Origin of the sequence: Archangium sp. (genome assembly GCF_045802675.1) — a bacterium.
In the GTDB taxonomy this organism is placed as follows: Bacteria; Myxococcota; Myxococcia; order Myxococcales; family Myxococcaceae; genus Archangium.
This window is the reverse complement of record NZ_JBJMQO010000009.1, coordinates 1-25,746: the sequence shown is the minus strand read 5'-3', so window position 1 is coordinate 25,746 and position 25,746 is coordinate 1. Positions and strand designations below refer to the sequence as shown.

Sequence of the window (25,746 nt, the reverse complement as noted above, 5' to 3'; positions counted from 1 at the left end):
CCCCCCTCGTGGCGGGCCCGTGAGCGCGTGAGTGACAGGCGGGATATTGGCCAAAGTGCGATCGTGAGTTTTCCGCTGGGACGACAACCGCTTGCGTAAGGACGCCAAGCGGGTTGCCGAGCGCCGAAGGAAGGCAAGCGGGCGAGCGCCACTCATACCCCGCGTCTGCTCGCCTGCTCTCCGAGTAGGGAAGCGGGGTGGCTGAACGGCCTTGCAGGTGGGAGGGGTGGGCGCGGTATGCAGGAGGATGGGTTGCGATGAGGTGGGATGACCATGGGTGACGGAGGACGGGGCGTGCTGGCCGTGGTGGCGGAGAAGCCGGCCATGGCGCGCGACATCGCGCGGGTGCTGGGCGCTCGCGAGCCGGGCGAGGGGTGTTTCCGCGGCAATGGCTACGTGGTGACGTGGGCCATCGGCCACCTGGTGGGGCTGGCGCAGCCGCACGAGATGAAGCCGGAGTGGAAGCGCTGGCAGCGCGAGCTGTTGCCCATGCTGCCTCGGGACTGGCCGCTGGTGGTGGAGGAGAAGACGGCGAGCCAGTTCAAGGTGGTGCGCCGGGTGATGACCGCGCCCGAGGTGGACGGCGTGGTGTGCGCGACGGACGCCGGGCGCGAGGGCGAGCTCATCTTCCGCTACATCTACGAGGCGGCGGGGTGCCGCAAGCCGGTGCGGCGGCTGTGGGTGTCCTCGCTGACGGAGGGCGCCATCCGCGAGGGCTTCCGCGCGCTGAAGTCGGGCAAGGAGTACGACGGGCTGGCGGACGCGGCGCGGGGGCGCAGCCGGGCGGACTGGCTGGTGGGGATGAACCTGTCGCGCCTGTACACGCTGGCGTGCGGGGACACGTTCTCGGTGGGGCGGGTGCAGACGCCCACGCTGGCCATGGTGGTGGAGCGCGAGCTGGCCATCCGCGACTTCGTGCCCAGGGACTACCTGGAGATTGTCGCCACCTTCGGTCCGGCGGGCCCCGAGGGTCCCCAGGGTAGCTACCAGGGCACGTGGTTCCGTCCCGCCGAGCGGGGCCAGGAGAAGGAGTGGGACGCGCGCGAGGCGCGGCGGCTGAGCGCGGACGGCGAGGAGGCCGGGCGCATCGTCGAGCGCGTGAAGGCGGGCCGCGCGGCCGTGGAGTCCGTCACCTCCGAGACGAAGCGGATGGCGCCGCCGCTGCTCTACGATTTGACGGAGCTCCAGCGCCACGCCAACCGCCTGTATGGCTACAGCGCCCAGCGCACGTTGGAGCTGGCGCAGGCGCTCTACGAGAAGCACAAGCTGCTGAGCTACCCGCGTACCGCCAGCCGGCACCTGTCGAAGCAGGTGGCGGACACGCTGCCGGACGTGGTGCGAGCCATTCGTGGGCCCTGGGAGGCGCTGCTCGCGCCGGGCACCGGGCAGAAGCCGCTGGGCCGCCGCTTCGTGGACGACGCGAAGGTGACGGACCACCACGCCATCATCCCCACCACCACCTCGCCCGAGGGCGCGCGGCTGTCCGCGGAGGAGCGGCACATCTACGAGCTCGTCTGCCGCCGGCTGCTGGCGGCGTGGCACGAGGACTTCGTCTGGTCGGTGACGACCGTCATCACCGCCGTGAGCGCGAAGGCGGCGGAGGGCGAGGCGCCCGGGGTGGACCGCTTCCACAGCTCGGGGATGATGGTGGAGCGCCAGGGCTGGAAGGTGCTGGACGTGGGGGGAGGGGACAAGGCGCCCAAGCCTCGCGAGGCGGGGAAGAAGGGGCGCGGCGAGGCCGAGGCGGAGGAGCCGGAGGACGACCAGGAGCTGCCCTCGGGGCTGGCGAAGGGACAGGCGCGCACGGTGCGCGACGCGAAGCCGGTGACGAAGCGGACGCGGCCGCCGCCGAGGCTGACGGACGGGAGCTTGCTCACGGCGATGGAGACGGCGGGGCGGACGCTGGACGACAAGGAGCTGGCGGACGCGATGCGGGAGTCGGGGCTGGGGACACCGGCCACGCGCGCGGCCATCATCGAGACGCTGCTGGACCGGGGCTACCTGGTGCGGCGGGGCAAGTCGTTCGAGGCGACGGAGAAGGGAATCGGGCTCATCCGGGTGGTGCATCCGGACGTGAAGAGTCCGGCGATGACGGGGCAGTGGGAGGCGTGGCTGCAGCGCATCGAGCAGGGCAGTGGAGACCTGGACTCGTTCCTGCGAGGCATCGAGGAGTATGTGATTGAGGTGGTGGGCAAGGTGCCGCCCAACATCCCCATGCCGTCACTGCCCCCTCGCCCTCCGGCAGAGGGACGGGGTGAGGGGAGCCGGGCCCCGAGGTCCTCTCCGCGAGCCACCACCCCTCTCCTTCCGGTCCAGCCCGAGCCCCCGCGCAACCCGCTCGCGCCGGGCGCCGCGCGTCCCCGCAACACCGCGCGCCCTCCACTCACGCTCACGAGCCCCAACACCGTGCGGCCCGAGCGCAAGCCGCGCGAGCCCACGCCGCCCCAGGCGCTGCGTGGGCTGTTGCAGGAGGTGTACGGCTTCGCGGACTTCCGGCCGTACCAGGAGGCGGTGTGCCGCGCCGCCACCGAGGGCAAGGATCTGCTGCTCGTCATGCCGACGGGCGCGGGCAAGTCGCTCTGCTACCAGCTGCCGGGCCTGGCGCGCGCGGGGACGACGCTCGTCATCAGCCCGCTCATCGCGCTCATGGAGGACCAGGTGGCGCGGCTCCAGTCGCTCGGGCTGGCGGCGGAGCGCATCCACTCGGGGAGGGACAGGGCCACCTCGCGCCAGGTGTGCGCGGACTACCTCGAGGGCCGGCTGGACTTCCTCTTCATCGCGCCCGAGCGGCTCGGTGTGCCGGGCTTCGTGGAGCTGCTGGCCCGGCGCACGCCCTCGCTCGTCGCGGTGGATGAGGCCCACTGCATCTCCCAGTGGGGGCATGACTTCCGCCCGGACTACCGGCTGCTCGGTGGCCGTCTGCCCATGCTGCGCCCCGCGCCCGTCGTCGCGCTCACCGCCACGGCCACCCCGGACGTGCAGCATGACATCGTCCAGCAGCTCGGGTTGCGCGGTGCGGGCACGGCCCCCGCGCGCACCTTCATCCACGGCTTCCGGCGCACCAACATCGCCATCGAGGTGCGCGAGCTCAACCCGAGCCAGCGCTCCGACGCCATCCGCGAGCTGCTCGCCGAGCCCTCGCACCGTCCGGCCATCGTCTACGCCTCCACCCGCAAGCACGCGGAGCGCTATGCCGAGGCGCTCGGCATGGACTTCCGCACGGGCACCTACCACGCGGGCATGAGCGCCTCGGAGCGCGACGAGGTGCAGTCGGCGTTCCTCGGCGGACGGCTGGAGGTCATCGTCGCCACCACCGCCTTCGGCATGGGCATCGACAAGGCGGACGTGCGCACCGTGGTGCACGCCGCGCTGCCGGCGAGCCTCGAGGGCTACTACCAGGAGCTGGGCCGCGCGGGCCGGGATGGCAAACCCTCGCGCGCCGTGCTGCTGCACTCCTTCATCGACCGGCGCACGCACGAGTTCTTCCACCAGCGCGACTACCCCGAGCCCTCCGTGCTCGAGCGCCTCTACCGCTCCACCCGCGAGGAGCCCGAGCCCAAGGAGTCGCTCGCGGCCCGCGTCCGCATGCAGTCCGACGTCTTCGACAAGGCGCTCGAGCAACTGTGGATTCACGGCGGCGTGGAGCTCACCCCCGACGAGTCCGTGCGCCGCGGCAAGCCGGGGTGGATGGCCGCGTACTCGGCGCAGCGCGAGCACAAGCAGTCGCAGCTCGAGCACATGGCCCGCTATGGCGAGTCGCACGGCTGCCGGATGAAGCACCTCGTGGCGCACTTCGGCGACGTGCAGGACACGGGCGCCGCCTGCGGCCTGTGTGACGTCTGCGCTCCCGAGTCCTGCGCCACCCTGCGCTTCGGCGAGCCCTCGGCCTCCGAGGCCCAGGCGCTCACGCGCATCCTCGAGGCCCTCCACGAGCGCGATGCCCAGGCCACCGGCCGGCTCCACCGCGAGCTCTTCGGCGAGTCCCTGCCCCGCCGCGACTTCGAGCGGCTCCTCGGGGGCCTGGTGCGCGCCGGGCTCGTGCGCCTGTCCGAGGACACCTTCGAGAAGGACGGGCAGAACATCACCTTCCAGCGCGTGACGCTCACCCCCGAGGGCCGCCGCACCCACGCGCCCGCCCCCGGACAGGTGCAGCTGCCCCGGCCTCCCGACGAGGGCCCCGCTCGCAAGCGCCGTGGCTCCCGCGCCAAGGGCACCGCGGCTGGAGGCAGCCAGCGCACCTCGCGCCGCAAGCGGGCCGCCTCGGGGACAGCGAAGGCCGCCAAGGGCAGCGGGCGCAAGCGCGCGGCCTCGTCGCGGTTCGCGCCCAAAGCCGAGCCCGCTTCCGAGCCCGCTTCCGAGGTCGAGTACGAGCCGGAGTACGAGCCCGACTTCGACACCGGGGACGACGGCGACGAGGCGCGGCCGGTGGCGGCGGCTCGGGCGCCCGCGGGACGCGAGGCCCTGGCGCGGGCGTTGGAGCGCTCTCGGCGCAGCGGGGCGACGCTCGGGGTGAGCACGGCCTCGCCCCAGCTCGTCGAGGCCCTGCGCGCCTGGCGTCTCACCGAGGCCCGCCGCCGCCGCGTGCCCGCCTTCCGCATCCTCACCGACAAGGTGCTCGGCGCCATCGCCAGCTCGTGCCCCCGGGACAGCACGGCGTTGCAGCGCATCCACGGCGTCGGCCCCAAGCTCGCCGAGCGCTACGGCGAGGCCATCCTCGCGCTCGTCGGCCGCATGTCATCCTGAGGCCTACAGCCTCCCTCCGGCCCTGGAACCCGACCCAGGGGGTAGCGGACGCGTTTTTCTTTATGAGAAAGTGAGCATCCGTTCTCGACGAGGCAGGCGCCCGGGTGCCGGAACCGCTTTCCTGTGGGGGGCGCCGATGAGGTGCCAAAGGGAGCGAGATGCCAGCGGAGAAGCGGGTATTTGCCTCGGCCATCGAGGCGCTGTTCGTCCGGGAGCTGGGGGCGAACCTCACCCCCTTCGCCCGGCGGCGGCTGCGCGAGGTGGGGTTGGACCTGGAGCATCCGCTCGACGTCTCCTACCCGCTCGAGCAGTGGAAGGACTTCGTGCGCATCGGCGCCGAGTCGCTCTATTCCCACCTGCCTCCCGAACAGGCCCACTGGTGGATGGGCATCCACTTCATGGAGGGCCACCTCCTGGCGTCCACCGGGCGCGTGCTCTCGGAGCTGGCGCCGGCGCTCGGGCCCCGGTGGATGCTGGAGCGGCTCGGGCAGGACCTGCGCAGCTTCAACAACTTCAGCGAGGTGCGGCTGGAGCACACGCCCCGGCACTCGGAGCTGTGGGTGAATGACGTGCTCGACGCGCACCCCTCCTTCGTCGCGGGCTTCATCCTCCGCGCCCAGCAGGTGGCGGGCGCTCGCAACGTGCACGTGGACGTGTGGTCCTTCGACGGCACCGCCTGCACCTTCCTCGTGCGCTGGCGCGAGGCCACCATCCCCCAGGCCGTCAATGGCTGAAGCCATGTCCGGGGCGCGCGCTTCAGTGGCGCCACCCGGGGCCACCGCCCGGGCCCTTCTGGAGGCACTCCGGGGCGGGGCATATTCTCGCGCGCCATGGAGCCCCTGCCCGACGTCACCCGCTTCTTCCACCCCGTCCTCTCCGCCCGTGAGCTGAAGGACAAGCCGGTGCGCGTGGAGCTCGCGGGCCGCGCCTATGTGCTCTTCCGCGATGCCGAGCGCCGTCCGGCCGCGCTCGCCGACGCGTGCCCCCACCGCTTCGCCCCGCTGTCCTCCGGCCGCGTCACCCGTGAGGGCCGCCTCGAGTGCCCCTACCATGGCTGGCTCTTCGACGCCGGCGGCCACGGCCACAGCCCCAGCCAGCCCGACCTCAAGAAGTGCGACGCGCGCTCCTTCCAGCTCGTCGAGCGCTTCGGTTGGCTGTGGCTCTCCGCGCGCGACACGCCCCTGTCCGCCTTCCCCGACTTCGCGCCCCCGGGCTACGACTTCCACGGCGCCTTCTCCATGCTCTTCCGCGCGCCGCTGCACGTGGCGCTCGACAACTTCAGCGAGGACGAGCACACCCCCTTCGTCCACACCCGCCTGGGGTGGAATCGCGAGCAGGCGAAGGAGATTGAGTACGAGGCCCACAACTTCGAGGACCGCACCGAGGTGCGTTACCGCGCGCCCCAGCGGCCCTCGTACCTCCTGCCCCTGGTGCTGCTGCGCAAGGGCGACGTCTTCCACAACCACTGGGTGACGCGCTTCGACCCGGTGCGCACCGACTACACCGTCAGCTGGACGAGCTCCACCGGCCAGCCGCGCCCCTTCACCACCCGCGCCATCATCTTCTTCGTCCCGGAGACGGCCACCACCACGCGCCTGCACGCCTTCTCCTTCGGCCTGCTCCACGCCGCGCGCCTGCGCCCGCTCCTGCCCCTGGTGCGCCGGGCCGCGCTCGCCCTCACCTGGTTCGAAATCCGCGACGACGCCCGCTTCATCCCCCTGGTGGCCCACACCCCCTACAGCATGAAGGGCATGCGCCTGGGCAAGTACGACAAGCCCCTCATCCACCACCGCAAGCTGCTCGAGCGCCTCTACTTCGCCCAGGACGAGGCCCGCCTCCCGCCCGCTCCTCGCGAGCTGAGGCCGGGTTGAGACACAGGCCGGGGAGGCACGCGTCCCTGGCCCCTACGCCGGGGATGGCGCCGAGGCCTCGTCGAGCAGCTCGTGCGGCTCGAAGTAGATGAGCGTGCGCACGTGGTCCGCGTCCTCGATGTCGAGCAGCTCGAGCTCCCCGCGCTCGGTCTCCTCGGCCCACACGTGCTCCGGATGGATGATGCGGTGGGTGAGCTCCTCGCCCGGATGGCCCACCGTCACCTCGATGGCGCCCGCCTCGCTGCCCTTCTCCGCCACGGCGATGTCCACCAGCGGCAGGCTGCCCACCACCGGCTCGTCTCCCACCTCGGGCCCCCGGGCCTGGATGCGCACCGGATGCTCGAACTCCACGGTGCTCAGCAGGGAAAGGTAGTCGGCCCACCCCTCCCGGGGAATCTCACGCGTGTGATGCATGGCTCACCTCGCTGGCCGCTGCCGCGGCGCTCACTTCTTCTGGGGGGCGGAGGAGGCGGGGAGGAGCTCCACCGTGGTGGCCTCGTACTTCCCCTGGTCCTCGTCGTAGGAGGCGCGCACCTGCACGCCCTCGCGCAGCTGGGCCCGGTCCGCCGGCTGGCCCTCGCGCACGAAGCGCGTGTCCTCGTCCAGCGCGAGCGTCATCGTGGTGCTCCCACTGGGGTTGCGCACGGTGAGGCTGTTGCCGGCCACCCCCGTCACCGTCCCGTAGATTTCCTGGTCCGCCAGGTCCTCGCCGCCGGTGAGCTCCGGGTTCTGCTCGGGCTGGCGCGAGTCGGCCAGCGGGGTGTCGGCGCCCTCGTGGCCCGGCTGCACCGTCTTCGCACGCTCGGCGCGGCCCTCGTCGTTGCTGTCTCTCTTGCAGCCGGAGGCGAGTCCCAGCAGGGCCACCGCCGTCAGGCTCCACGTCCACTTGTGCAGGCTCATGCGCTCTCCACCGCGTTCGAGGGCTCTCCGGCACAAGGTGGGCAGCGGGAGCGAGCGGGCACAACCGGGCGGGAGGGGAGGGGCCGCTCCACCGCCTGTCTGGTGGGCGGGCGCGAGGCCGGGCGTCGAGCCCCTGGAGCGAGGGCGAGCCACAGCCGGAAACGACGGCCCCGCTCGCGTGGACGCAACGAGCGGGGCCGGGGGACGACGGAATTACAGCGTGGGGGCGCCGACGATGTTGCCGCAGTAGCCGCTGGAGCCGCAGGTGGTGCCCTTGCTGGTGTACCAGGCCGAGGCGCGGGTGCCGTACTGGCGGTTGTCCGAGTGCGAGTGCGGGCCGGTGGCGCTGCCGGTGCCGCCGACGAGGCCCAGCGCGCAGCCGTCGCACGTCGCGGTGCCGGAGCTCACGTTGCTGATGAAGTGCAGCTGGCGGAAGTCCCAGCCGTTGGCGCCGGTGACGACGTAGTAGTTGCCCGCGCCGCCGTTGCAGGTCGAGCCGTTGCAGGCCGCCGCACAGCCGCCGTAGAACACATAGCGGTAGCTGCCCGACAGCATCGCGCGGTGGTTCCACTCGTTGCAGGACGCGTTGCCGATGTCGAGCGCGGTGTGGCTGCTGCCCGAGCAGTTGTAATACGTGGTCGAGTTCACCCACGCGCTGGTCTCGCAGATGGGACCCTTGGCGGTGGCGGACACGGCGACTCCGGCGTAACCGGCGGCGAGCGCCGCGACGGCGTACATCAGCTTCTTCACATTCATACTTCCTCCCTCTGGGTTTGAACTGCGCTACTGCGGTCCCCCCCAAAACGCCCCACGGCCGCGCTACTTGCGGATGCGCTCCTTCTCGCGCAGCACCAGGCGCCACTCCTGGAGGTTGCGCTCGAGCGCGGCCTTCCAGGCGTCGATCTCCGGGTCCAACCCGGGCGCCACGCCGCGCAGCGACTCGAGCGTGGAGAGAGAGCCCCCCATGCCCAGTTGCACGATTCCCCGCAGCGCCGCCTTGCGCACGGCCGGGTCCTTCTCGTCGCGGTAGAGCTTCACGAGCGCGTCGCGCGAGCCGCCCGACTCCGCCCCGGGCACGCCCCCGAGCGCCGTCGCCGCCGCCGAGCGCAGCGCCGGGTCATCCGAGCGCAGCGAGCCGCGCAGCCGCTCCACCGTCTCGTGGCCCACCTGCTCCATGGAGACCTCGGACAGCAGCTTCGCGGCCACCGCGGGATCCTGGGCGGCCAGCGCCGTGGCCACCGCCGTCTCGGACACGGTGCGGTCGTGGCCGAAGTACACCTTGGCGCTCTCGTGCACGAGGTTGTCCACCACCGCCTGGCGCACCTCGGGCGAGCTGTCGCGGATGAGCTGCTCGTACGTCACCACGTTGCCGTTCTTCGCCATGACCTCCACGGAGCCGCTGCCCTGGAGCCCCCGCACCGCCGCGGCGCGCAGGGCCGGGTCCGCGTCGCTCATGGCGCGAGCGAGCAGCGGCTGTAGCAGGCTGGCGTTGTTGTCGAAGCCCGCCTTGCCGGCCAGGGCCCCGCCCAGCGCCTCGAGCGTGTCCGCGTCGCGCTCCTGCGCCAGGGCGGCGAGCAGTTGGTCCGCGGGCAGGGTCCGGGCCGCCAGCTTCAGCCTCGCCTTCACGTACTTGCGGTAGGCGGGCGAGCCCGTCTTCAGCGCTCCGCGCAGCTCCTCCAGCATGCCCTCGAACGAGCACGCCGTCTGGGTGAGGGGCGCCGGGGTGCTCCCGGTGGCGGAGGAGGTGGCGGGCAGCAGCCAGGCCACGGCGGCCAGCAGCGCCGCGCGCCAGTGGGGAGAGCGGTTCATGAGGCGATTGCTTCCTTCGCGGGAGTGGGGGCTCATCAGTGCGGCGCTCCTTCCTCCACCAGGCACTGGTGGCGCTCTTCCTTGCCCAGCCAGATGCGGGCGAAGTCAACCGTGCCCTCGGCGTAGAGCTTCTGGAAGTCCTGGTAGTCCTGGAGGAAGCGCGGATCCTGCGCGGCCATCTGCTGGAGCAGCGGCAGCGCCTGGGCTCCGGCGGTGCGCACGGCGAAGCGGAAGATGGCCCAGCGCACGCACTCGTCCTGCTCGGCCGGGAAGGCGTCGCGGTAGGCCTCCAGCGCCTTCTGCGGCTCCTCGGTGACGGCGAGCTGGAAGGCCGCCCGCTCGCGCACGTCGCGCTCGCGGTCCGTGCGCATGATTTTGCTCAGCCGCTCGATGGAGTCCCCGCCGATGAGCGGATCCGAGTACGAGGGCATCTCCAGCGCGAGCAGGCGCACGGCCATGTCCTCGGACTTCTCGCTGAGGTCCAGCAGTTCCTTCCAATAGGGGGCGAAGTTGCCGGTGCGCTCGTAGTCCTCCTTCATCACCCGGCCGAGCGTTCGCGTGGCCACCCAGCCCGCCGAGTCCGTGGACAGGTCCATCGCCACGGCCTTGAGGCGCTGGAGGTTGGCCGGCGACAGGCGCTTCTGCGTCTCCAGCGTGTCCAGGGCCGCGGCGCGGTTGACGAGCTGCGAGCCCTTGTCCTCGCCCATCTTCAACAGGCGCTCCACCACCTTGGGGTCCTGCACGGCGGGCGCGTTCTTGAGCGCCTCCATGTAGACGCCCAGCTCCGGCTGGCTGGACTTCTCCGCCCAGTCGAGCACCTGCATCGCCTTGGTGGTGTCTGCCCCGACGAGCTCCGTGAGCCGCTCCTGGAGGTACTCGGCCAGCTCCTTGTCCTGCGCGCCCGCGGCGGCGGCCAGGGCCTGGCGGAAGTTGTCGAGCGAGCCGTTCTTGTCGAACCCGGCCACGCCGTCCCAGCACCCCGGCAGGGGCAGCACCTCGCCCTTGGGCCCGGGGTGTTGGGGCTCGGCGGGGCCTCCGGCGTTGGACGGAGCGGGGGCGTTGCGGGCACTCCCGGACGACGGGTCCGCGGAGGCGCGGGAGTCCGAGGACTCCTCCCCCGTGGACGGACGGCGCGACAGCAGCGCCGCTCCGAGGACGATGAGCAGCAGGGCGCCGAACAGGACAGCACCCTTGGCGGATGGACGGTGCATGATTGATAACCAGTTTTCCTGGTATCACGAGAAATGATTGAGTACCAGTTATTTCTCGGATAGTGAGGACCCCCCATGCCGCGCCACCCCGCCTACGCGCCCTCGGTCTCGGGCATGTCGAGCTCGCTGTACTCGGGGCTCGCGGAGCGCCTGTCGAGCCGCTCCGGAGAGGTGTACCCGCTGCACGTGGGGGACACGTGGATGGAGCCGCCCGAGGGCTGCCGGATGGAGGATTTCCGGGTGGCCGAGCACCCCGGGCTGCACCGCTACGCGCCGGTGCAGGGGATGCCGGGGCTGCTGGACGCGGTGGTGGAGCGGGTGCGCGCGAGGACGGGCGTGCCCACGGAGCGCTCGCAGGTGCTCGTCACCACGGGGGCCACGGGCGCGCTCGGCGCGGTGATGGGGGGACTGGTGTCGCCGGGCGAGGAGGTGCTCATCCTCGCGCCCTACTGGCCGCTCATCGCGGGCATCGTCACGGCGTTCCACGGCCGGCCGGTGCCGGTGCCCTTCCTCGAGTGCGACAGCGCGGAGTCCCTGGTGGAGGCGGTGCGCGAGCGCCTCTCGGAGCGCAGCGTGGCGCTCTACCTCAACACGCCCAACAACCCCTCGGGGCGGGTGCTGCCGCGCGCGTGGGTGGAGGCGCTGGCGGAGCTGGCGCGCCGCGAGGGGCTGTGGCTGCTCTCGGACGAGGTGTACGAGGACTATGTCTACGCGGGCGAGCACACCTACGCGCGCGCGCTGGCGCCGGAGCGGACGCTCTCCTCGTACTCCTTCAGCAAGGGCTACGGCATGGCGGGCAACCGGGTGGGCTACGTGGTGGGCCCGGTGGAGGCGGTGGCGCAGCTGCGCAAGGTGAGCACGCACTCCTTCTACAGCGCGCCCACGGCCGGGCAGCTCGCGGGCGAGCGCGTGCTCCGAGGCCCCGGAGACGCCTGGGTGGAGCGGGCCCGCGCGCAGTACCGCGACACGGGGACGAAGGCGGCCGCGCGCCTGGGCGTGCCTGCGCCCGAGGGCAGCACCTTCCTCTTCCTGGACGTCTCCCAGCACCTGGACGAGCAGGGGCTGGCGGGCCTGTTGGAGCGGTGTGTCGAGCGCAACCTGCTGGTGTCCCCGGGGCCGAGCTTCGGGCCGTTCCCCCACCACATCCGGCTGTGCTTCACGTGCTCGCCGCCGGACGTGGTGCTGCGCGGCGTGGAGGCGTTGGCGCAGCTTCTGGGCCGGTAGACGCAACTTCCGCGCCTCATGCCCCGAGAACCTCCCTGGGTTTGTTACTTCGGGTTCTTCCGCCCAGGGATTCGGCCATGAGCTACCGCATCAAGTCCGTCCACCAGTACCGCGGCTGAGCGGAGCCACGGCGAGCCAGGGGGGCACTCGAGAGCGGCTTCCCGGGACCTGGACGGACACGCGGTGCCGGTTCCCCACACCGGCACCGCGTTTTTATTTGGCGTGGGCCGCACGGTCCGGCGCGCTCTCTCCGCTTGCCTCCCTCGATGATGAGGATGGAGGGGAGCATCGACTCCTTGCCCGCCCCCGTTCCCGTGACCGGGAACGACTCGGGGCCGGAGTCCGCGAGTATCCCGGCGAAGGGCCCGGGCACCCCGGCGCCCTCGAGGATGCCCTGGTACTGCTCGGGCGGCAGGTGGTTGTAGGCAATCGCCTTGCCGGCCTTGCGCGACACCTCGGCGGCCAGCTCCGTCATGGTGAACGCGGTGTCGCCCGCCAGCTCGTACACCTCGTTCTCGTGACCCGGGCGGGTGAGCACCGTCGGCCCCAGGAAGTCCGCGCCCGAGGCCCCGGCGGGGGCGGAGCCGAAGAAGGAACCCCGGGTGCGGCGCGGGTAGACGGACACGAGGTCCGGGGCGCTGGCCGGTTCTCGACGAAGCCCCCGGACACCGAGAGCAGCCGAGGAGGCACCGGGGCCCACCACCGGACAGCGGCTCCAGCTCGGACAGCTCGTGGGGTGGAGGGGGCGGGGACTTCGGTGGCGGCGGCTCCAACTCCTCCTGGTAGCGCGAGCTGCTGGAAGGCCATCCGAGCCAGGTCCTGCCGGGGGAGGCTCCGGGCGCGTTTTCCCGCAACTGGTCCGATGGTCGTACCAGTCGGGACGAAGCGCGGCCGGAAGGTGCCTCGTGCTTTGCCAGCAGGCGCCCTTCATCGTTATGGGGTGTACGAGCTGTAGCTGTACGAGCACGTGTACCAGGTGCTGGCGGCCGTGCACGTCTCGGTGTTGCCATCCGTGTACGGACGGCAGTAAGTGATGGGAGCGGAGCCGCCAATGCATGTCAGGGATTGAGCGAGTCCGCATATTCAGACATTCCATCGGAGGAACTCTCTTCATGCAGTGGCGCAAATCCTTTCTCGCGTTGGCGATTGCCAGCGTCCTGTCCGCTTGCCCTGGGGGGAACGACGGCGGAGGTGGCGGTGGAGTGGATGGCGGGGGTAACGGCGGTGAAGTGGATGGCGGTGGGGTGGATGGAGGAAGTGACGGCGGGGAAGTGGATGGCGGGCGTGATGGCGGGGAAGTGGATGGCGGGCGTGATGGAGGTGATTCCACTCCGCCCGAGGTAGAGCCCTACCGGGCGACGGTCAGCCTCGCCGCGAGCCGGGCCGACAACCGTCTGGCCTGCGCCCAGGGCAATGGCGAGCCCGAGTGTGGGCTGCGCCTGTACCAGATCATGGTCGAGGCCTTCGTCGATGGCGACAGCACCGCGGACTACAACACGGGCTACGGCACCAGTCCCCACAAGGGCGACCTGACGGGGATTCTCAACAGCCTCGATTACATCCGCTCCACCGGGGCCAACGCCCTGTGGCTCACGCCCATCTTCAACAGCGTGCCCGTGAGCGGGCAGAGCGACTGGGCCGACCGCCTCGATGCCACGGGCTATTTCGCCTCGGACTATTTCAACGTCGACCCCCACTTCGGCACCAATGAAAAGCTTCGGGCACTGGTGGCCGCCGCTCATTCAAAGGGAATGTATGTGTTCCTCGATGGGGTGTTCGGCCACTTCAAGGTCAATGCGCACCAGTACGCCTCGCCCATGGGCCGCACGCTCTCCACCACCGGCCAGGCCCAGGGAGAGACCGGACGGTTCGCCGTCTATCCGGATGACCTCGAGTTCTTCAAGGAGGTCGTCACTCACTGGGTGACCCAGTACAAGATCGACGGCTGGCGCGTGGATCAGGCCCATCAGGTGCCGGTGCAGTACTGGGATGACCTCCGCACCGCCGTGGCCGATGCCGCGGCCACCACGAACTACACCAACGCCGCCGATCAGACGGTCCACCCGCTGGGCTACATGGTCGGAGAGGTCTGGAGTGGCGCGGGCGATATCGCCAGCCAGGGCTATGGTCCCGCCGGCAGCCCGGCGCTGCGCTCCCTGTTCGATTTCCCGGTGCGCTATGCCCTGGTGCAGACCCTCGCCGTCGAGGAGACCGGAGCGGGCAACCGCGCCGCGAGCAACCTCCAGACGGGTTACCAGAGCCACCTGCTCTACCCGGCCCACGCCATGCCCAACCTGATGCTGACCAACCATGACCTGGTCCGCTTCGGAGATCTCCTCCAGCGCGGCGGTCTGGCGGACGTCACCGATGACTCGTACTGGGCGCGGCACAAGGCCGCCTTCAGCTTCATGGCCGCGTACAGCGGTCCCATCACCCTCTACTACGGCGATGAGATCGGCCAGGAGCTGCCGGGCTTCGCGGCCCATGAGGACAGCTCGACCTGTGCCCTGGTGGGCCACTGCGATGACCATGTGTCCCGCACCGCCGCCATCGTGGAGGGCCTCGACACCGAGCTCTCACCCCGGCAGGCCGACCTGAAGCACCGCGTGGCGACGTTGATGGCGCTGCGCGATGCCCACCCGGCGCTGGCCAATGGCAGCCGGACGCACATCTACTCGGACAGCAATGTCTATGTGGATCGCAAGGACAAGGGCACCGACAACGTCTTGTACGTGTTGAACGCCAAGGCGACTCCCGCGGTGGTGACGCTGGCCTCGGTGGCCATTGGCAGCGCGGGCGGCCTCGTCGAGCTCTCGGGAGGCACCGATGTGGCGCTCGCCGGGGGCAATTATGAGATTGCCTTGAAGCCGTTCGAGGCCCGGTTCTTCGACATCGTCCTGCCCACGGCCGAGGGTCCCCAGACGGCCCCGGGGACCGGCCTGACGGGTGAGGGTCCGTTGGCGGACTGCCACACCCCCACCGTCGAGGGCCTCGGCCCCATCGGCAAGGAGATGTACATCCGTGGCAGCTATGCCGGCGGGGACAACTTCGGCGCCACGCCCGCCAGCCGCCGCTTCGCCTACAAGGGTGACAGCCTCTACCAGGTGGTGGTCAATGAGCCGGTGGCCACGTCCTACACCTTCAAGTTCGCCAGCGCGGACTGGTCGAAGGAGCTCGCGGTGCAGGGCTCGGCCGCGGTGGTGATCGCCACGGAGCAGCCCCTGGCCATCGCCGCGGGCCCTGGCACGGAGTCCTCGCTCACCCTCCCAGAGGCCGGGGACTACGTCTTCAGCTTCCGCATCAACGCCGCCCTCAACGGCGGCGAGCTGATGGTGAGCAAGTGCCAGTAATGCACGGCGCCTGAGCGGCTCCGTCCGCGTGGGATTAGGGGGAGGAGGCGAGAACCATCACCTCCTCCTCCGCCCGCGCGCTCAGCGGGTGACGACGCCCACCTGCTCGCCCTGGAGCACCAGGCGCACCGTGGACACCTGGGGCTCGCCGAAGTGGTCGTACGCGGCGCGCTCCAGCTGGGGCACCAGCGCGGCCCTCAGGCCTCGCGCGCCCGTCTCGCGCTTGAGCGCCCGCTGCACCACCCACTCGCGCACCGCGGGCTCCACCTCCAGGTTCAACCCCTCGTGGGCGAACTCGCGCTCGTAGGCGCGCAGCACGTTCTCCTCGAGGATGCTGCCCAGCGTCGCCGCGTCCAGCGGCGAGAACGAGACGATGCGGCTGAAGCGGCCAATCAGCTCCGGAATGAAGCCGTAGCGCGCGAAGGCCGTCGTCTGTTCGATCTGCTCGTCCGATACCTTCTCCGCGATGGCCTCCGCGCGCTTGGACGACTCGCGCCCGAAGCCCATGCGCTCCTTGTGGCCGCCCAGCTCCTCCGCCGTGTTCTTCAGCCCGCTGAAGGCCCCGCAGGCGATGAAGGTGAGGGCCGACAGCTCCATGGGCATCGGCGGCGTGCGGCTGGTGAAGCCGAAGTCCGGCGGGAAGTCCGCGCGCGGCGCGCTCAGCAGGTTGAGCAGGCTGCGCTGCACGCCGAAGCCGCTCACGTCCTTCGTCGTCTGCTGCCCGGCGAAACGCGCGTCGGAGCGGCTGGTGGCGAGCTTGTCGAACTCGTCCATGCAGATGGCCCCGCAGGCCGCCCACGCCACGTCTCCGCCCGCCGCCTCGTACAGGCGCGAGAGCATCGTCGTCACGTCGTCCCCCACGTAGCCCGTCTCGGAGAACTGCGTGGCGTCCACGATGAGCGTGGGCACGCCCAGAATCTGACGGAACAGCAGCTCCACCAGGAACGTCTTCCCGCTGCCGGTGGGGCCCAGGAACAGACAGTTCTCGCGCGTGCCGGGCTCGGGGGCGATGCCCTCCAGGTGAATCCGCCGCAGCCGGCGCACGTGCCGGTAGGCCAGCACCGACGCCGCGCGCCGGGCTTCCTGCTGCCCCCGGTAACCCAGCTCGGAGAGGCGGTCGTCAATCTCACGGGGGGAGAGCACCTTCAAAGCGGCGACGCGGTCGCGAACGGACTCGCCGCGCTCGAAGGAGAGGGCCTGCAGGTGGTCAGGACGTGGGCTCATGAAGTGGGCGGCATCTTTCCGTCGCGCTCGTCCCGGGACAAGCGTTGCCTGCTGACAGCGCCAGTGCCCGCCCGCTCTCGGAGGGGGCATTCACCCCTGCCTGCCCGGGCCACCAGTGAACATCTTCCCGCACCATTGGCCTGTAAGACACCTGCGCGGGGCGTGGGGGTGGATAAGTAAGGCCCCTATGAAACGAGCAGGGGACATGCGGAAGCCGGTGCCTCGCCTGGGTGCCTGGGTGGAGCCGGGCGAGGGCGTGCGCTGGCGCGTCTGGGCGCCTGGTCACCAGAAGGTGGAGGTGGTGCTTCAGGAGAGGGACGGCCAGCCGGGCACCTCGCTCCCCCTGGCCGACGAGGGCGGCGGCTTCTTCTCCTCCTCGCTCGCCGCGGCGGGCCCGGGCGTTCGCTACAAGCTGCGCGTGGATGGGGAGGGGCCCTTTCCGGACCCGTGGAGCCGTTCACAACCCGACGGGGTGCACGGCCCCTCCGAGGTGGTGGTGCCGGACTTCGTCTGGACGGACGCCGCGTGGAAGGGACCGGACCCCGAGGCGCAGGTCCTCTATGAGGTGCACGTGGGCACCGCCACGCCCGAGGGCACCTTCGAGGCCCTCATCCCCCGGCTGCGCTCGCTCAAGGAGCTGGGCGTCACCACGGTGGAGCTGATGCCGCTGGCCAGCTTCCCGGGCACGCGCAACTGGGGCTACGACGGGGTGGAGCTCTTCGCGCCCCAGGCCTCCTACGGCGGCCCCGAGGGACTGCGGCGGCTCATCGACGCGGCCCACGCCGAGGGGCTCGCGGTGCTCATCGACGCCGTCTACAACCACTACGGGCCGGACGGGAACTACCTGCGCTGCTACTCGCCGCACTACTTCACCGGCCGCCACCACACGCCCTGGGGCGAGGCCATCAACTACGACGGCGAGGGCTCCGAGGTGGTGCGCGCCCTGGTGCTCTCCAACGTGGAGATGTGGATTCGCGACTACCATGCGGACGGGCTGCGCCTGGATGCCGCGCATGCCATCCTCGATGACGGCTCGCCGCACCTGCTGGCGGAAATCGCCGAGCGCGCCCGGGCCGCGGCGCCCGGCCGGCGCGTCGCCGTCATCGCCGAGGACGAGCGCAACGACACGCGCCTGGTACGCCCGCCCGCCGGAGGCGGCTACGGCCTGGACGGCGTCTGGGCGGATGACTTCCACCATCAGCTGCGCCGCGCCTTCGCCGGGGACAGCGAGGGCTACTACCGCGACTACACCGGGAGCGCGGAAGACATCGCCCGCACGCTGCGTCAGGGCTGGTTCTACGAGGGCCAGCCCTCCCAGGTGCAGGGCCACCCCCGCGGCACGCCCGCCAGCGCCGCCGAGCCCTGGCAGCTCGTGCACTGCATCCAGAACCATGACCAGGTGGGCAACCGGGCGCACGGCGAGCGGCTGGGCGCCGACGTGTCTCCGGCGGCCTTCCGCGCCATGAGCGCGCTGCTGCTGCTCTCGCCCTACACGCCCCTGCTCTTCATGGGCCAGGAGTGGAACGCGAGCACGCCCTTCCTCTACTTCACCGACCACCACGCCGAGCTGGGCAAGCTGGTGACGGAGGGGCGGCGCAAGGAGTTCGCCGGCTTCGCGCGCTTCTCCGGGGACAGCGTGCCGGACCCGCAGGCGGTGGAGACCTTCACGCACTCCAAGCTCGACTGGAGCGAGGCGGGGAAGCCGGAGCATGCCGGGGTGCTCGCCCTCTACCGCGAGCTGCTGCGCCTGCGTGCCACGGACCCCTGCCTCGAGGAGCACCGCCGCGGGCACTTCGACGCGAGAGCCGTGGGCCCGCACGCCCTGGTGCTCGAGCGCAAGGGGCCGCGGGGCGCGCTCCACGTCCTCGTCAATGTGAAGGGCACGCTGACGCACCGGCTGCCCGCCGGGACCGAGGTGGTGCTGTGGACCGAGTCGCCCCGCTTCGGCGGCACCTCGTCCGAGGCACCGCTGCGAAGCGGGGAGGTGAGGCTCGAGGGGCCCTCGGCCGTGGTGGTTCGCATCACCGGCTGAGAGGCCCCCCCCGGGGAGCCAGGGCGGTGGTTAGAACGCGCCGCCCACCTGCAGGCCGACGTTGACGTTGTTGCCGGTCTGCCCCGCGTCCAGACTCTCTCCGCCGAGGATGCGGTAGGAGGCGCGCACGCCGGCCTTCACGCCGCCGAACTTGTAGTCCACGCCCGCGGCGAGCGGCACCTCGGTGACGAAGTCATTGCCGAAGATGGCCTCCGAGCCGCCGCTCGGGTTGAGCGAGCTCACGCCGAAGCCCGCGCCGACGAAGGGCCTCAGGTCGCCATTCCTGCCGAGCTCCGGTCCCACCTTGGCCAGCGCGCCCACGTTGTGCCGCCACAGCGAGCCGTCGAGGTTCTCGAACGAGTTGCGCGAGCCCTCGTAGCCGAGCTCCAGCCCCAGCAGCGGCAGGGGCCGCGAGTCGGCCTGGATGCCGAGGGAGGCGCCCGTCTTCGTGTCGTCGCCCAGGTCGCCCGTGTACGCGTTCACGCCGCCCGTGATGTTGACGCCGAGGTCGTTGAAGAGGCCCCGGCTCTGCGTGTTCTCCTCGATGATGCGCTCGGTGCTGTCCCCCTGTGCGGCGAACGCGGGAACGGCCAGCAGCGCGGCCGCGGCGACCGCGCCGAGTCCCCAGCTCTTCTTGAAGCTCATGGTGTTGCCTCCCTGTTGCCCCCCCATTCGTTCGGGGGGTCTGTCAAAAACTGGGCTCGGGCACTGGGGACCGGTAGCTCACCGCGCCACCCGCCCTTCCGTCACACTCCCTCTCCAGCCAACCAGTGCACCGCTCCCAAGGCCGCCCGGAGCTATTCCCACTGGAAGTCACTTGCTATTCACCCCTCACCCGGATGACCCACGAGGTCGCCCGGTGAGCAGCCGGCGGGAGGCCCTCCTGGGGCCGGACGCCAGCACGTGATGCCCGAGGTCCATCGGCCCGATGGTACCTGCCAGGCAGGGTTGCGCCCGTAACCCTTTGGAATTCCTCGGAAATTCGTGGGAATTGATTTTGGCATCAAACGTTTGGACGCCAACACACGGGATGAACGTGGCTGGAATTTCCGTCGGACGCGGCCATCCCCCCAACGCGAAGGAAAGCGACACAGTGAATCGACTCAACTCCCGCCGCATGCGGCTGTCCGCCTTCGGGCTCGCCTCGATCATCTCCCTCTCCGGCGCCCAGGCGCTGGCCGCTGGTGGCTTCACTTCCACCAGTGCGAGCGGGGATGACGGCAACAAGCCGGCCAATGCCATCGACGGAAGTCTGTCCACCCGCTGGTCCGCGGATGGCCGGGGTCAGTGGCTCCAGGGTGACCTGGGTGCCGTGACGTCCCTGAGCGCCCTGGACATCGCCTGGTACAACGGCGACCTGCGCGCCAGCTCGTTCGTCATCTCCACGTCCACGGACGGCACCACCTATACGACGGCGTTCTCCGGCACCTCCTCCGGGAAGACGGCCGCCGCCGAGCGCTACAGCTTCGCGGCGCGCAACGCCCGCTATGTGCGCGTCACCGTGAATGGCAACACCCAGAACACCTGGGCGAGCATCTCGGAGCTGGTGGCCACCACCGGCACCACCACGCCGACGCCCACGCCCACGCCCACGCCCACGCCGACTCCCACGCCCTCCACGGGCCAGGACGCGTTCGGCGTGACGATGATCTACCCGACGAAGACGGGAGGTGAGACCTGGTCCCTCAAGGACGACCCTCTCAAGGACACGCGCTTCGATGCCCAGGACACCATCACGCGCAACGCGGACGGCTCCTGGAAGATGAAGAGCAGCCAGGTGCGCATGGAGGCCTTCACCTCCACGGGCTACAACACCAGCGCGATTCCCACGTATGACCCGGACGTGCTGGCGAGCCGTGGCTATATGCAGGCCGCCAACGACTGGAAGAACGTGGAGATGACGGGCTTCGTGAAGGTGAACGCGGCGAGCGACCTGAGCGACAACTTCGCCTGGTACGCCCGCGGTGGCCGCCACACCGACTCCATCGGCTGCGAGGGCACCTCGTACAAGGGCAGCCTGCACTATGACGGCCGCGCCCGCTGGCAGAAGGAGTCGTGGCACGTGAGCTACGACCAGACGGCCTACCAGACGGCCACCTCGGCGCTGAAGGGCCGCTGGGTGGGCTTCAAGTCCATCATGAAGAACGTCACCTACAACTCGAAGCCCGCGGTGAAGCTCGAGCTGTGGCTCAACGACAACGCGGACAAGGTGACCTGGAAGAAGATCTACGACACCGTGGACTACGGCCAGATTGGCGGTGACCTCAACCACTGCGGTGGTGCCGTGCCCGCCGCGCCCATCACCTGGGGCGGCCCCATCGCCACCTTCCGTTGGGACAGCACCTCGGACGTGGACTTCAAGTGGCTGAGCGTGCGTGAGATCGCCGAGTAGCCAGGGCCGTCATCGCCTCACCCACCACGGGTGAAGCACCGGGCGCGGGGAGTCACCCTCCCCGCGCCTTTTTCATGGCCTCCGCGCGCGGGTGGCGCAGGTGCCCCGGCGCGGTGGGGGCGCATAAAAGATTGGGGGCGGGTAGGGGGCGCGTCTATACCGGCGGCCCATGGAAGCACTCGAGCGTTTCTTCCTCATCCGTGAGCGGGGCTCGTCCGTGGGGACGGAGCTGCGCGCGGGCCTGGTGACGTTCCTGACCATGGCCTACATCCTGCTGGTCAACCCGCAGATTCTGTCGGACGCGGGGATGCCGGTGGCGGATGTGACGGTGGCCACGGCGCTGGGCGCGGCGGCGGCCACGCTGCTGATGGGGTTGTACGCGAAGTTCCCCTTCGCGGCGGCACCGGGCATGGGGCTCAACGCCTACTTCACCTATGGCGTGGTGAAGGGGCTGGGCGTGGACTGGCGCTTCGCGCTGACGGCGGTGTTCGTCGAGGGCCTGCTGTTCATCGTGCTGTCCTACGGCGGCATCCGCACGCTCATCCTCAAGGCCATTCCGCCGCCCATCAAGCTGGCGACGACGACGGGCATCGGCCTGTTCCTGGCGCTCATCGGGCTGAAGAACGCGGGGCTGGTGGTGGACAGCCCGGCCACGCTGGTGCAACTGGGCGTGCTGCACGCGCCGCTGCCGCTGCTGGCGCTGGCGGGGCTGGTGCTCATCGGGGCGCTGATGGCGCGCAAGGTGAAGGGGGCGCTGCTCATCGGCATCGGGGTGGTGGCGGTGGCGGCGTGGGGGATGGGACTGGCGCAGGCGCCGCGGACGTGGGTGAGCGTGCCGAGCCTGCCGCGCGAGACGTTCTGGGCGTTCGACTTCTCGCAGGTGCTGACGGGGAAGTTCCTCACGGTGATGCTGACGTTCCTGTTCGTGGACGTGTTCGACACGGCGGGCACGCTGCTGGGCGTGGGGCGCATTGGCGGCTTCCTCACGCCGGAGGGGGAGCTGCCGGGCGCGGGCCGGGGCTTCATGGCGGACGCGGTGGGGACGACGGTGGGCGCGGTGTTCGGCACCAGCGCGGTGACCTGCTACATCGAGTCGGCGGCGGGCGTGGAGGAAGGCGGGCGCACGGGGCTGACGGCGGTGGTGGTGGCGGGGCTGCTGCTGCTCTCGCTCTTCTTCGTGCCGACGCTGGCGGCGATTCCGCCGGTGGCGACGGCGCCGGTGCTGGTGGTGGTGGGGGCGCTGATGATGGGCGGAGCGCGCGAGCTGGACTGGCGCCGGATGGATGATGCGCTGCCGGCGTTCCTGACGATTGCCCTGATGCCCTTCACGTACTCGATTGCCAACGGCATCAGCGCGGGCATCGTGTCGTACGCGGCGCTGAAGCTGCTGTCGGGGCGTCCGCGCGAGGCGCACCCGGTGGTGTACGTGCTGGCGGCGCTGCTGGTGCTGCACTACGCCACGGGTGGCGCGGCCTGAGCTCGGGAGTGACGACTCGACGAGCGCGCCGGTGAGCCGCCGCACCAGGGTTCCACCGCGGACTCGCGGAGTTCTCGCGCCCTTGGAGCGAAGGCCACCGGGTCCTCTCTCTCCCTGGCTGTAGCGGGCGGCGTGCGGGGCCCGGGAGCTCCTCTCCCGAATGTGCCTCCTTGCGCGCAGCAGGTAGGGCGCGACCTCATGTTCCCCCACTCCTGGTGCATCCACTCGCTGGGACGGCTTCATCCAACCGGGCCCGAGCGCTCCGGGGGGTCTGGCCCCCATCCTCGGAGGCGGCACCTGGAAAAAAACGATGTTCACCAAATGTATGGACGACTTCTCTCCTAGTATGTTATTTGATGTTTACAGCTTTTGGGCCTTAGTTGATTTATTCGGGAGGAGCGGGATTTGGAGAATGATCTGGTCTCGCTCGAGCCGCACCACGCCAGGCCTACGGACGGATGGGGAGACCGCGATTGAGCCCGGCTCTTGCATTCACAGACACCTGAGCGCCAATCGCTCTCTCCTCATGGGGCCTCGCCGTTCTCTACCCGGCGGTGGCGAGGGTCTGCGCACGGGTCGAGAACGGGCCATGGATGGAATTGTAGACGTCGTCGATGCCGTAGCCGAGGTGTTTGGGGTTGGCGTTGAACCCCGGTCTTCCACCACCAGAAGGAGTCTGACATGAAGGGATTGTTTGGGGCTTGTGCCGCATTCTTCGCCATCGCCGTGCTTCTGCCCGGAGCCGCCGATGCACAGCCGATCCTCCAGCAGCGGTGTAGCACCGACAGCCTGGATACGGCGCAGGCCGAGGCCCGGCTCAACTGGGCTCGCCGCTGCTCCCTGGTCACGCACGTCATGAACCCCGCCAACTACTTCGACACCGGTATCCCCGCGTCGAACGGTGGCTTCCTGTACGAGTACGCGGAGGATGACCAGGCCGTCAACTGGGACGGGCATAACCGCTACACCGGTCAGAGCGATGCCTACGAGGTGAACAACTCGTTCATCGGCAAGCTCTACCTCAGCGGAGGCACCACGCAGGACCGGGACGGCGACAACTACTACCGGTGGGCGCGTCCGGTGAGCCGCAAGAAGGCCCGCCCGCAGTACCCGACGTTCGGCTCGCTGTACGACATCTACAGCACCTCCAACCTGCAGCTCTTCCCGCACCCCACGCTGGCCAACTGCAACCTCTACACCGATCGCAACGGCGTCAACGTGGCCCCGAACTTCTTCGTCAACGGCTACTGCGAGTCCTCCTGCTACACGCCGGAGCAGAAGGTCCTCTTCTCCGACGGCTACGCCTCCATCCTCGATGCCAAGAACAGCCTGCGTGAGGACGTGATCACGCTCGCCGCCGACTCGAGCCTCGACAACGTCAAGCTGCAGCAGGGCCGCACCTACAGCTACACCGCCGAGTTCCGCGACAGCGAGCACCCCATCGTGGAGATCCGCACCGCTTCGGGCGGCCTGCTGCGCGTGACGGTGACGCACCCGGTCGTCAACGGCGAGGGCCGGCTGGTGGCCGCCCAGTCGCTCAAGGTGGGTGACGAGCTGGTGAAGGCGGACGGCTCGCGCGACGCCATCGTGAGCGTCAACCACACCAAGCACTTCGGCAAGGTGTACAACCTGCGTCCGGGCGCCAGCGGGCTCGTCTCCAACGTGCTGGTGGCGGAGGGCTACCTGGTTGGCTCCTCGCTCTTCCAGAACGATGAGGTCGGCTACATGAACCGCGTCATCCTCCACAAGCACGTGCCGGCCGAGGTCATTCCGTAATCCACGGCTCGAGCATCCGTTTTGATGTAAGGACCAGGGGGCCACGTCGGCCCCCTGGTTTTTTTCTATGCTGGCAAAGCGCTCCTGAGCTCCTCTTCGAGAGCGTGGAGCCAGCCAGCGGGATGTTCGCGGAGACGCCGCCCCAGGACACGGGGCTGGCGACGCGAGTGAGGTTCGTTCCACCCAGCCCTGGGCGCGCTCCAGGAACGGCCACGTGTGGGCGGTCCCCTTGAGTCCTCGCCCCGCTCCTGGCTCCCCGTCCAGGGCCCGCACTCCCCGGCCCTGCTTGCCCGTCACCTCGCACCCTGCAAAGCGAAGGGCCGGCCAGGTGGCTTCCGCCACCCGCCGGCCCTCGCCATCCCCTCGGTGGGAGGCGTTACGGCTTCAGGGTTCTGCCCCTCGGCCGGGCCGTGGTGAGCAGGAAGGCATCCCGTCCGCCATTGTTCGTCACGCCCAGCAGGTTGCCCGTCGTGTAGCCGCCGATGAAGGCCTCGCCACACGCATCCACCGCCACGCTGGCCGGGTGGTCATCCCCCTCGCTGCCCCACTGCCGGACCTGCAGCAGGTTGCCGTCCTGGTCCAGCTTCAGCAGGAACACGTCGTAGTCGCCCTGGGGCACCGCCGCCGGCTCCACCGTCCCGAGCGTCTCGCCCACCAGGTAGATGTTGCCCTCGGCATCCACCGCCATGTCCGTCACCCAGTCGGTCTCCGAGGAGCCGAACTGGTAGGTCCAGAGGGGCGCGCCGGTCTCCTTGTCCAGCTTGCGCACCACGACGTCCTGCTGGCCATAGGCGACCTTCCCCAGCGTCGCGAAGGTCGAGCCGGCGACGAGCACGTTCCCATCCGGCAGGACGTGGGCGGCCATCATCATGTCCACGCCTACCGCGGTCTGCCGCTGGTTCCAGAGCTGCTTGCCAGCCGCGTCGAGCCTCTTCACGAACGGGCCGCGCTGGGTTCCGCTGAGGTAGGCACCCGTGATGTAGATGCCGGAGGGGTCTTTCGGGTCCACGGCCAGGCCGTTCACGTAGTCGGAACCGGAGGTGCCGAACTGCCACCACCACGCCTCCGTCATCGAGCTCCCGTCCGGGTGCAGCTTGAGGACGAAGGGATCCTCCCACGCCTCCACGTAGTTGCTGGGCACGTAGGTGTCGTCATACCCGGCGATGACGAGGTCTCCCAGGGCATCGAAGGCGAACCGGCGCGGGTGCTGCGGGCGCTCCGTGCCGCCCTGGTAGAGGACGCCCATCTGGGAGACGGCGTTGGGACCGCCGACGAAGATGTCCTGCTGGCCCTTGTGGGTGAAGCCGGGGAAGGCGTCCGTGGTGCGGCCCATGAAGTAGAGGGCGCCCGTGACGGGGTGGAAGGTCAGCGCCTCGATGGTGTCAGCCCCCGCCGTGTCGTAGTCCTGCTTCCAGTAGGGGATGATGCCGCCCGTCGAGCCCGGTCCGAACTTCAGCAGCACGCCGCGCGCATCCCCCGAGGGATCGATGTTCGCCTGCCCGGTGATGCCGTTCTCGTACCCGCCCACGTAGAGATTGCCCTTGGGGTCGATGGCGACCGCCAGCACTTCCTCGCTCAGCGGCGTTCCCCACACCAGGCCGCCGCTGGTCCAGTCCGAGGGCAGCTCGACGCACTTGGGGGTGTCGTCGCCTCCTCCGTCGGGCGTCCCGGAGTCGGGCGTCCCGGAGTCGGGCGTCCCGGAGTCGGGCGTCCCGGAGTCGGGCGTCCCGGAGTCGG

General features: G+C 70.2%; 20 protein-coding genes. 10 read left to right on the top strand and 10 right to left on the bottom strand.

From position 1 onward, the window contains the following. The first annotated feature begins 267 nt into the window (after window positions 1-267). The 3 genes from ACJ8AN_RS02030 (at window position 268) to ACJ8AN_RS02020 (ending at window position 6,614) form a co-directional block, all read left to right on the top strand. Window positions 268-4,743, top strand: coding sequence for a DNA topoisomerase 3 (locus ACJ8AN_RS02030; RefSeq protein ID WP_407753486.1), 4,476 nt, complete (start codon window positions 268-270; stop codon window positions 4,741-4,743). Between the two features lie 158 nt (window positions 4,744-4,901). Then, the gene (locus tag ACJ8AN_RS02025) at window positions 4,902-5,477 is read left to right on the top strand and encodes a DUF2378 family protein (protein WP_407753485.1); all 576 of its coding nucleotides are present in this window, start codon (window positions 4,902-4,904) and stop codon (window positions 5,475-5,477) included. 96 nt (window positions 5,478-5,573) lie between these two features. Beyond that, window positions 5,574-6,614 carry a Rieske 2Fe-2S domain-containing protein gene (locus ACJ8AN_RS02020; protein ID WP_407753484.1) on the top strand — a complete coding sequence of 347 codons (1,041 nt, stop codon included), beginning with the start codon at window positions 5,574-5,576 and terminating at the stop codon, window positions 6,612-6,614. Window positions 6,615-6,647: 33 nt separating this feature from the next. Here the strand turns inward: ACJ8AN_RS02020 and ACJ8AN_RS02015 are convergent, their stop codons facing one another. The 5 genes from ACJ8AN_RS02015 to ACJ8AN_RS01995 form a co-directional block, all read right to left on the bottom strand. Beyond that, the gene (locus ACJ8AN_RS02015; protein ID WP_407753483.1) at window positions 6,648-7,028 is read right to left on the bottom strand and encodes a DUF5335 family protein; all 381 of its coding nucleotides are present in this window, start codon (window positions 7,026-7,028) and stop codon (window positions 6,648-6,650) included. A 30-nt stretch (window positions 7,029-7,058) separates the two neighbouring features. Next, on the bottom strand, window positions 7,059-7,514 hold the full coding sequence (locus ACJ8AN_RS02010) for a hypothetical protein (RefSeq protein WP_407753482.1): 456 nt from the start codon (window positions 7,512-7,514) through the stop codon (window positions 7,059-7,061). A 213-nt stretch (window positions 7,515-7,727) separates the two neighbouring features. Then, complete coding sequence (locus tag ACJ8AN_RS02005; RefSeq protein WP_407753481.1) at window positions 7,728-8,270, bottom strand: peptidase M23; 543 nt, start codon at window positions 8,268-8,270, stop codon at window positions 7,728-7,730. Window positions 8,271-8,333: 63 nt separating this feature from the next. Further along, window positions 8,334-9,323 carry a HEAT repeat domain-containing protein gene (locus ACJ8AN_RS02000; protein ID WP_407753480.1) on the bottom strand — a complete coding sequence of 330 codons (990 nt, stop codon included), beginning with the start codon at window positions 9,321-9,323 and terminating at the stop codon, window positions 8,334-8,336. Between the two features lie 35 nt (window positions 9,324-9,358). Continuing rightward, window positions 9,359-10,534 carry a HEAT repeat domain-containing protein gene (locus tag ACJ8AN_RS01995; protein ID WP_407753479.1) on the bottom strand — a complete coding sequence of 392 codons (1,176 nt, stop codon included), beginning with the start codon at window positions 10,532-10,534 and terminating at the stop codon, window positions 9,359-9,361. Window positions 10,535-10,609: 75 nt separating this feature from the next. Here ACJ8AN_RS01995 and ACJ8AN_RS01990 point away from each other — a divergent pair, with 75 nt between their 5' ends. Further along, window positions 10,610-11,758, top strand: coding sequence for a pyridoxal phosphate-dependent aminotransferase (locus tag ACJ8AN_RS01990; protein WP_407753478.1), 1,149 nt, complete (start codon window positions 10,610-10,612; stop codon window positions 11,756-11,758). An 82-nt stretch (window positions 11,759-11,840) separates the two neighbouring features. On the opposite strand, the gene ACJ8AN_RS01985 is transcribed toward ACJ8AN_RS01990, so the two are convergent. Beyond that, window positions 11,841-12,383: a hypothetical protein gene (locus ACJ8AN_RS01985; RefSeq protein ID WP_407753477.1), complete on the bottom strand. Its 543-nt coding sequence runs from the start codon at window positions 12,381-12,383 to the stop codon at window positions 11,841-11,843. 581 nt (window positions 12,384-12,964) lie between these two features. Between ACJ8AN_RS01985 and ACJ8AN_RS01980 the strand changes: the two genes are divergently transcribed. Beyond that, a complete protein-coding gene (locus tag ACJ8AN_RS01980) occupies window positions 12,965-13,102 on the top strand; it encodes a hypothetical protein (RefSeq protein ID WP_407753476.1) in 138 nt (45 codons plus the stop codon). Beyond that, complete coding sequence (locus tag ACJ8AN_RS01975) at window positions 13,057-15,108, top strand: alpha-amylase family glycosyl hydrolase (protein WP_407753475.1); 2,052 nt, start codon at window positions 13,057-13,059, stop codon at window positions 15,106-15,108. The genes ACJ8AN_RS01980 and ACJ8AN_RS01975 overlap by 46 nt, the downstream gene beginning before the upstream one ends. An 81-nt stretch (window positions 15,109-15,189) precedes the next feature. Here the strand turns inward: ACJ8AN_RS01975 and ACJ8AN_RS01970 are convergent, their stop codons facing one another. Further along, complete coding sequence (locus ACJ8AN_RS01970) at window positions 15,190-16,332, bottom strand: AAA family ATPase (RefSeq protein WP_407753474.1); 1,143 nt, start codon at window positions 16,330-16,332, stop codon at window positions 15,190-15,192. 205 nt (window positions 16,333-16,537) lie between these two features. Here ACJ8AN_RS01970 and treZ point away from each other — a divergent pair, with 205 nt between their 5' ends. Beyond that, a complete protein-coding gene (gene treZ / locus ACJ8AN_RS01965) occupies window positions 16,538-18,364 on the top strand; it encodes a malto-oligosyltrehalose trehalohydrolase (protein WP_407753473.1) in 1,827 nt (608 codons plus the stop codon). A gap of 30 nt (window positions 18,365-18,394) precedes the next feature. On the opposite strand, the gene ACJ8AN_RS01960 is transcribed toward treZ, so the two are convergent. After that, window positions 18,395-19,009, bottom strand: a complete 615-nt coding sequence (locus ACJ8AN_RS01960; RefSeq protein ID WP_407753472.1) for an outer membrane beta-barrel protein — start codon at window positions 19,007-19,009, stop codon at window positions 18,395-18,397. 448 nt (window positions 19,010-19,457) lie between these two features. Here ACJ8AN_RS01960 and ACJ8AN_RS01955 point away from each other — a divergent pair, with 448 nt between their 5' ends. The 3 genes from ACJ8AN_RS01955 to ACJ8AN_RS01945 all read left to right on the top strand — a co-directional run bounded on the left by ACJ8AN_RS01955 (window position 19,458) and on the right by ACJ8AN_RS01945 (window position 24,009). Continuing rightward, entirely contained in the window at window positions 19,458-20,756 is a 1,299-nt protein-coding gene (locus ACJ8AN_RS01955) for a discoidin domain-containing protein (protein ID WP_407753471.1), read from the top strand. A gap of 169 nt (window positions 20,757-20,925) precedes the next feature. Further along, a complete protein-coding gene (locus ACJ8AN_RS01950) occupies window positions 20,926-22,233 on the top strand; it encodes an NCS2 family permease (protein WP_407753470.1) in 1,308 nt (435 codons plus the stop codon). A gap of 681 nt (window positions 22,234-22,914) precedes the next feature. Beyond that, window positions 22,915-24,009: a Hint domain-containing protein gene (locus tag ACJ8AN_RS01945; RefSeq protein WP_407753469.1), complete on the top strand. Its 1,095-nt coding sequence runs from the start codon at window positions 22,915-22,917 to the stop codon at window positions 24,007-24,009. A gap of 376 nt (window positions 24,010-24,385) precedes the next feature. Here the strand turns inward: ACJ8AN_RS01945 and ACJ8AN_RS01940 are convergent, their stop codons facing one another. Next, window positions 24,386-24,697 (bottom strand): hypothetical protein, encoded by a 312-nt coding sequence (locus tag ACJ8AN_RS01940; RefSeq protein ID WP_407753519.1) that lies wholly within the window; start codon window positions 24,695-24,697, stop codon window positions 24,386-24,388. Window positions 24,698-25,391: 694 nt separating this feature from the next. Continuing rightward, the coding region (locus ACJ8AN_RS01935; protein ID WP_407753468.1) for a pentapeptide repeat-containing protein at window positions 25,392-25,746 on the bottom strand (355 nt) is incomplete at its 5' end.

What these genes read in the sequence shown, in the direction of transcription:
- ACJ8AN_RS02030 (WP_407753486.1), top strand. Translation starts at nt 268, where the DNA reads ATGACCATGGGTGACGGAGGACGGGGCGTGCTGGCCGTGGTGGCGGAG.
- ACJ8AN_RS02025 (WP_407753485.1), top strand. Translation starts at nt 4,902, where the DNA reads ATGCCAGCGGAGAAGCGGGTATTTGCCTCGGCCATCGAGGCGCTGTTC.
- ACJ8AN_RS02020 (WP_407753484.1), top strand. Translation starts at nt 5,574, where the DNA reads ATGGAGCCCCTGCCCGACGTCACCCGCTTCTTCCACCCCGTCCTCTCC.
- ACJ8AN_RS02015 (WP_407753483.1), bottom strand. Translation starts at nt 7,028, where the DNA reads ATGCATCACACGCGTGAGATTCCCCGGGAGGGGTGGGCCGACTACCTT.
- ACJ8AN_RS02010 (WP_407753482.1), bottom strand. Translation starts at nt 7,514, where the DNA reads ATGAGCCTGCACAAGTGGACGTGGAGCCTGACGGCGGTGGCCCTGCTG.
- ACJ8AN_RS02005 (WP_407753481.1), bottom strand. Translation starts at nt 8,270, where the DNA reads ATGAATGTGAAGAAGCTGATGTACGCCGTCGCGGCGCTCGCCGCCGGT.
- ACJ8AN_RS02000 (WP_407753480.1), bottom strand. Translation starts at nt 9,323, where the DNA reads ATGAACCGCTCTCCCCACTGGCGCGCGGCGCTGCTGGCCGCCGTGGCC.
- ACJ8AN_RS01995 (WP_407753479.1), bottom strand. Translation starts at nt 10,534, where the DNA reads ATGCACCGTCCATCCGCCAAGGGTGCTGTCCTGTTCGGCGCCCTGCTG.
- ACJ8AN_RS01990 (WP_407753478.1), top strand. Translation starts at nt 10,610, where the DNA reads ATGCCGCGCCACCCCGCCTACGCGCCCTCGGTCTCGGGCATGTCGAGC.
- ACJ8AN_RS01980 (WP_407753476.1), top strand. Translation starts at nt 12,965, where the DNA reads ATGGCGGGGGTAACGGCGGTGAAGTGGATGGCGGTGGGGTGGATGGAG.
- ACJ8AN_RS01970 (WP_407753474.1), bottom strand. Translation starts at nt 16,332, where the DNA reads ATGAGCCCACGTCCTGACCACCTGCAGGCCCTCTCCTTCGAGCGCGGC.
- treZ (WP_407753473.1), top strand. Translation starts at nt 16,538, where the DNA reads ATGCGGAAGCCGGTGCCTCGCCTGGGTGCCTGGGTGGAGCCGGGCGAG.
- ACJ8AN_RS01960 (WP_407753472.1), bottom strand. Translation starts at nt 19,009, where the DNA reads ATGAGCTTCAAGAAGAGCTGGGGACTCGGCGCGGTCGCCGCGGCCGCG.
- ACJ8AN_RS01950 (WP_407753470.1), top strand. Translation starts at nt 20,926, where the DNA reads ATGGAAGCACTCGAGCGTTTCTTCCTCATCCGTGAGCGGGGCTCGTCC.
- ACJ8AN_RS01945 (WP_407753469.1), top strand. Translation starts at nt 22,915, where the DNA reads ATGAAGGGATTGTTTGGGGCTTGTGCCGCATTCTTCGCCATCGCCGTG.
- ACJ8AN_RS01940 (WP_407753519.1), bottom strand. Translation starts at nt 24,697, where the DNA reads ATGGCGGTGGATGCCGAGGGCAACATCTACCTGGTGGGCGAGACGCTC.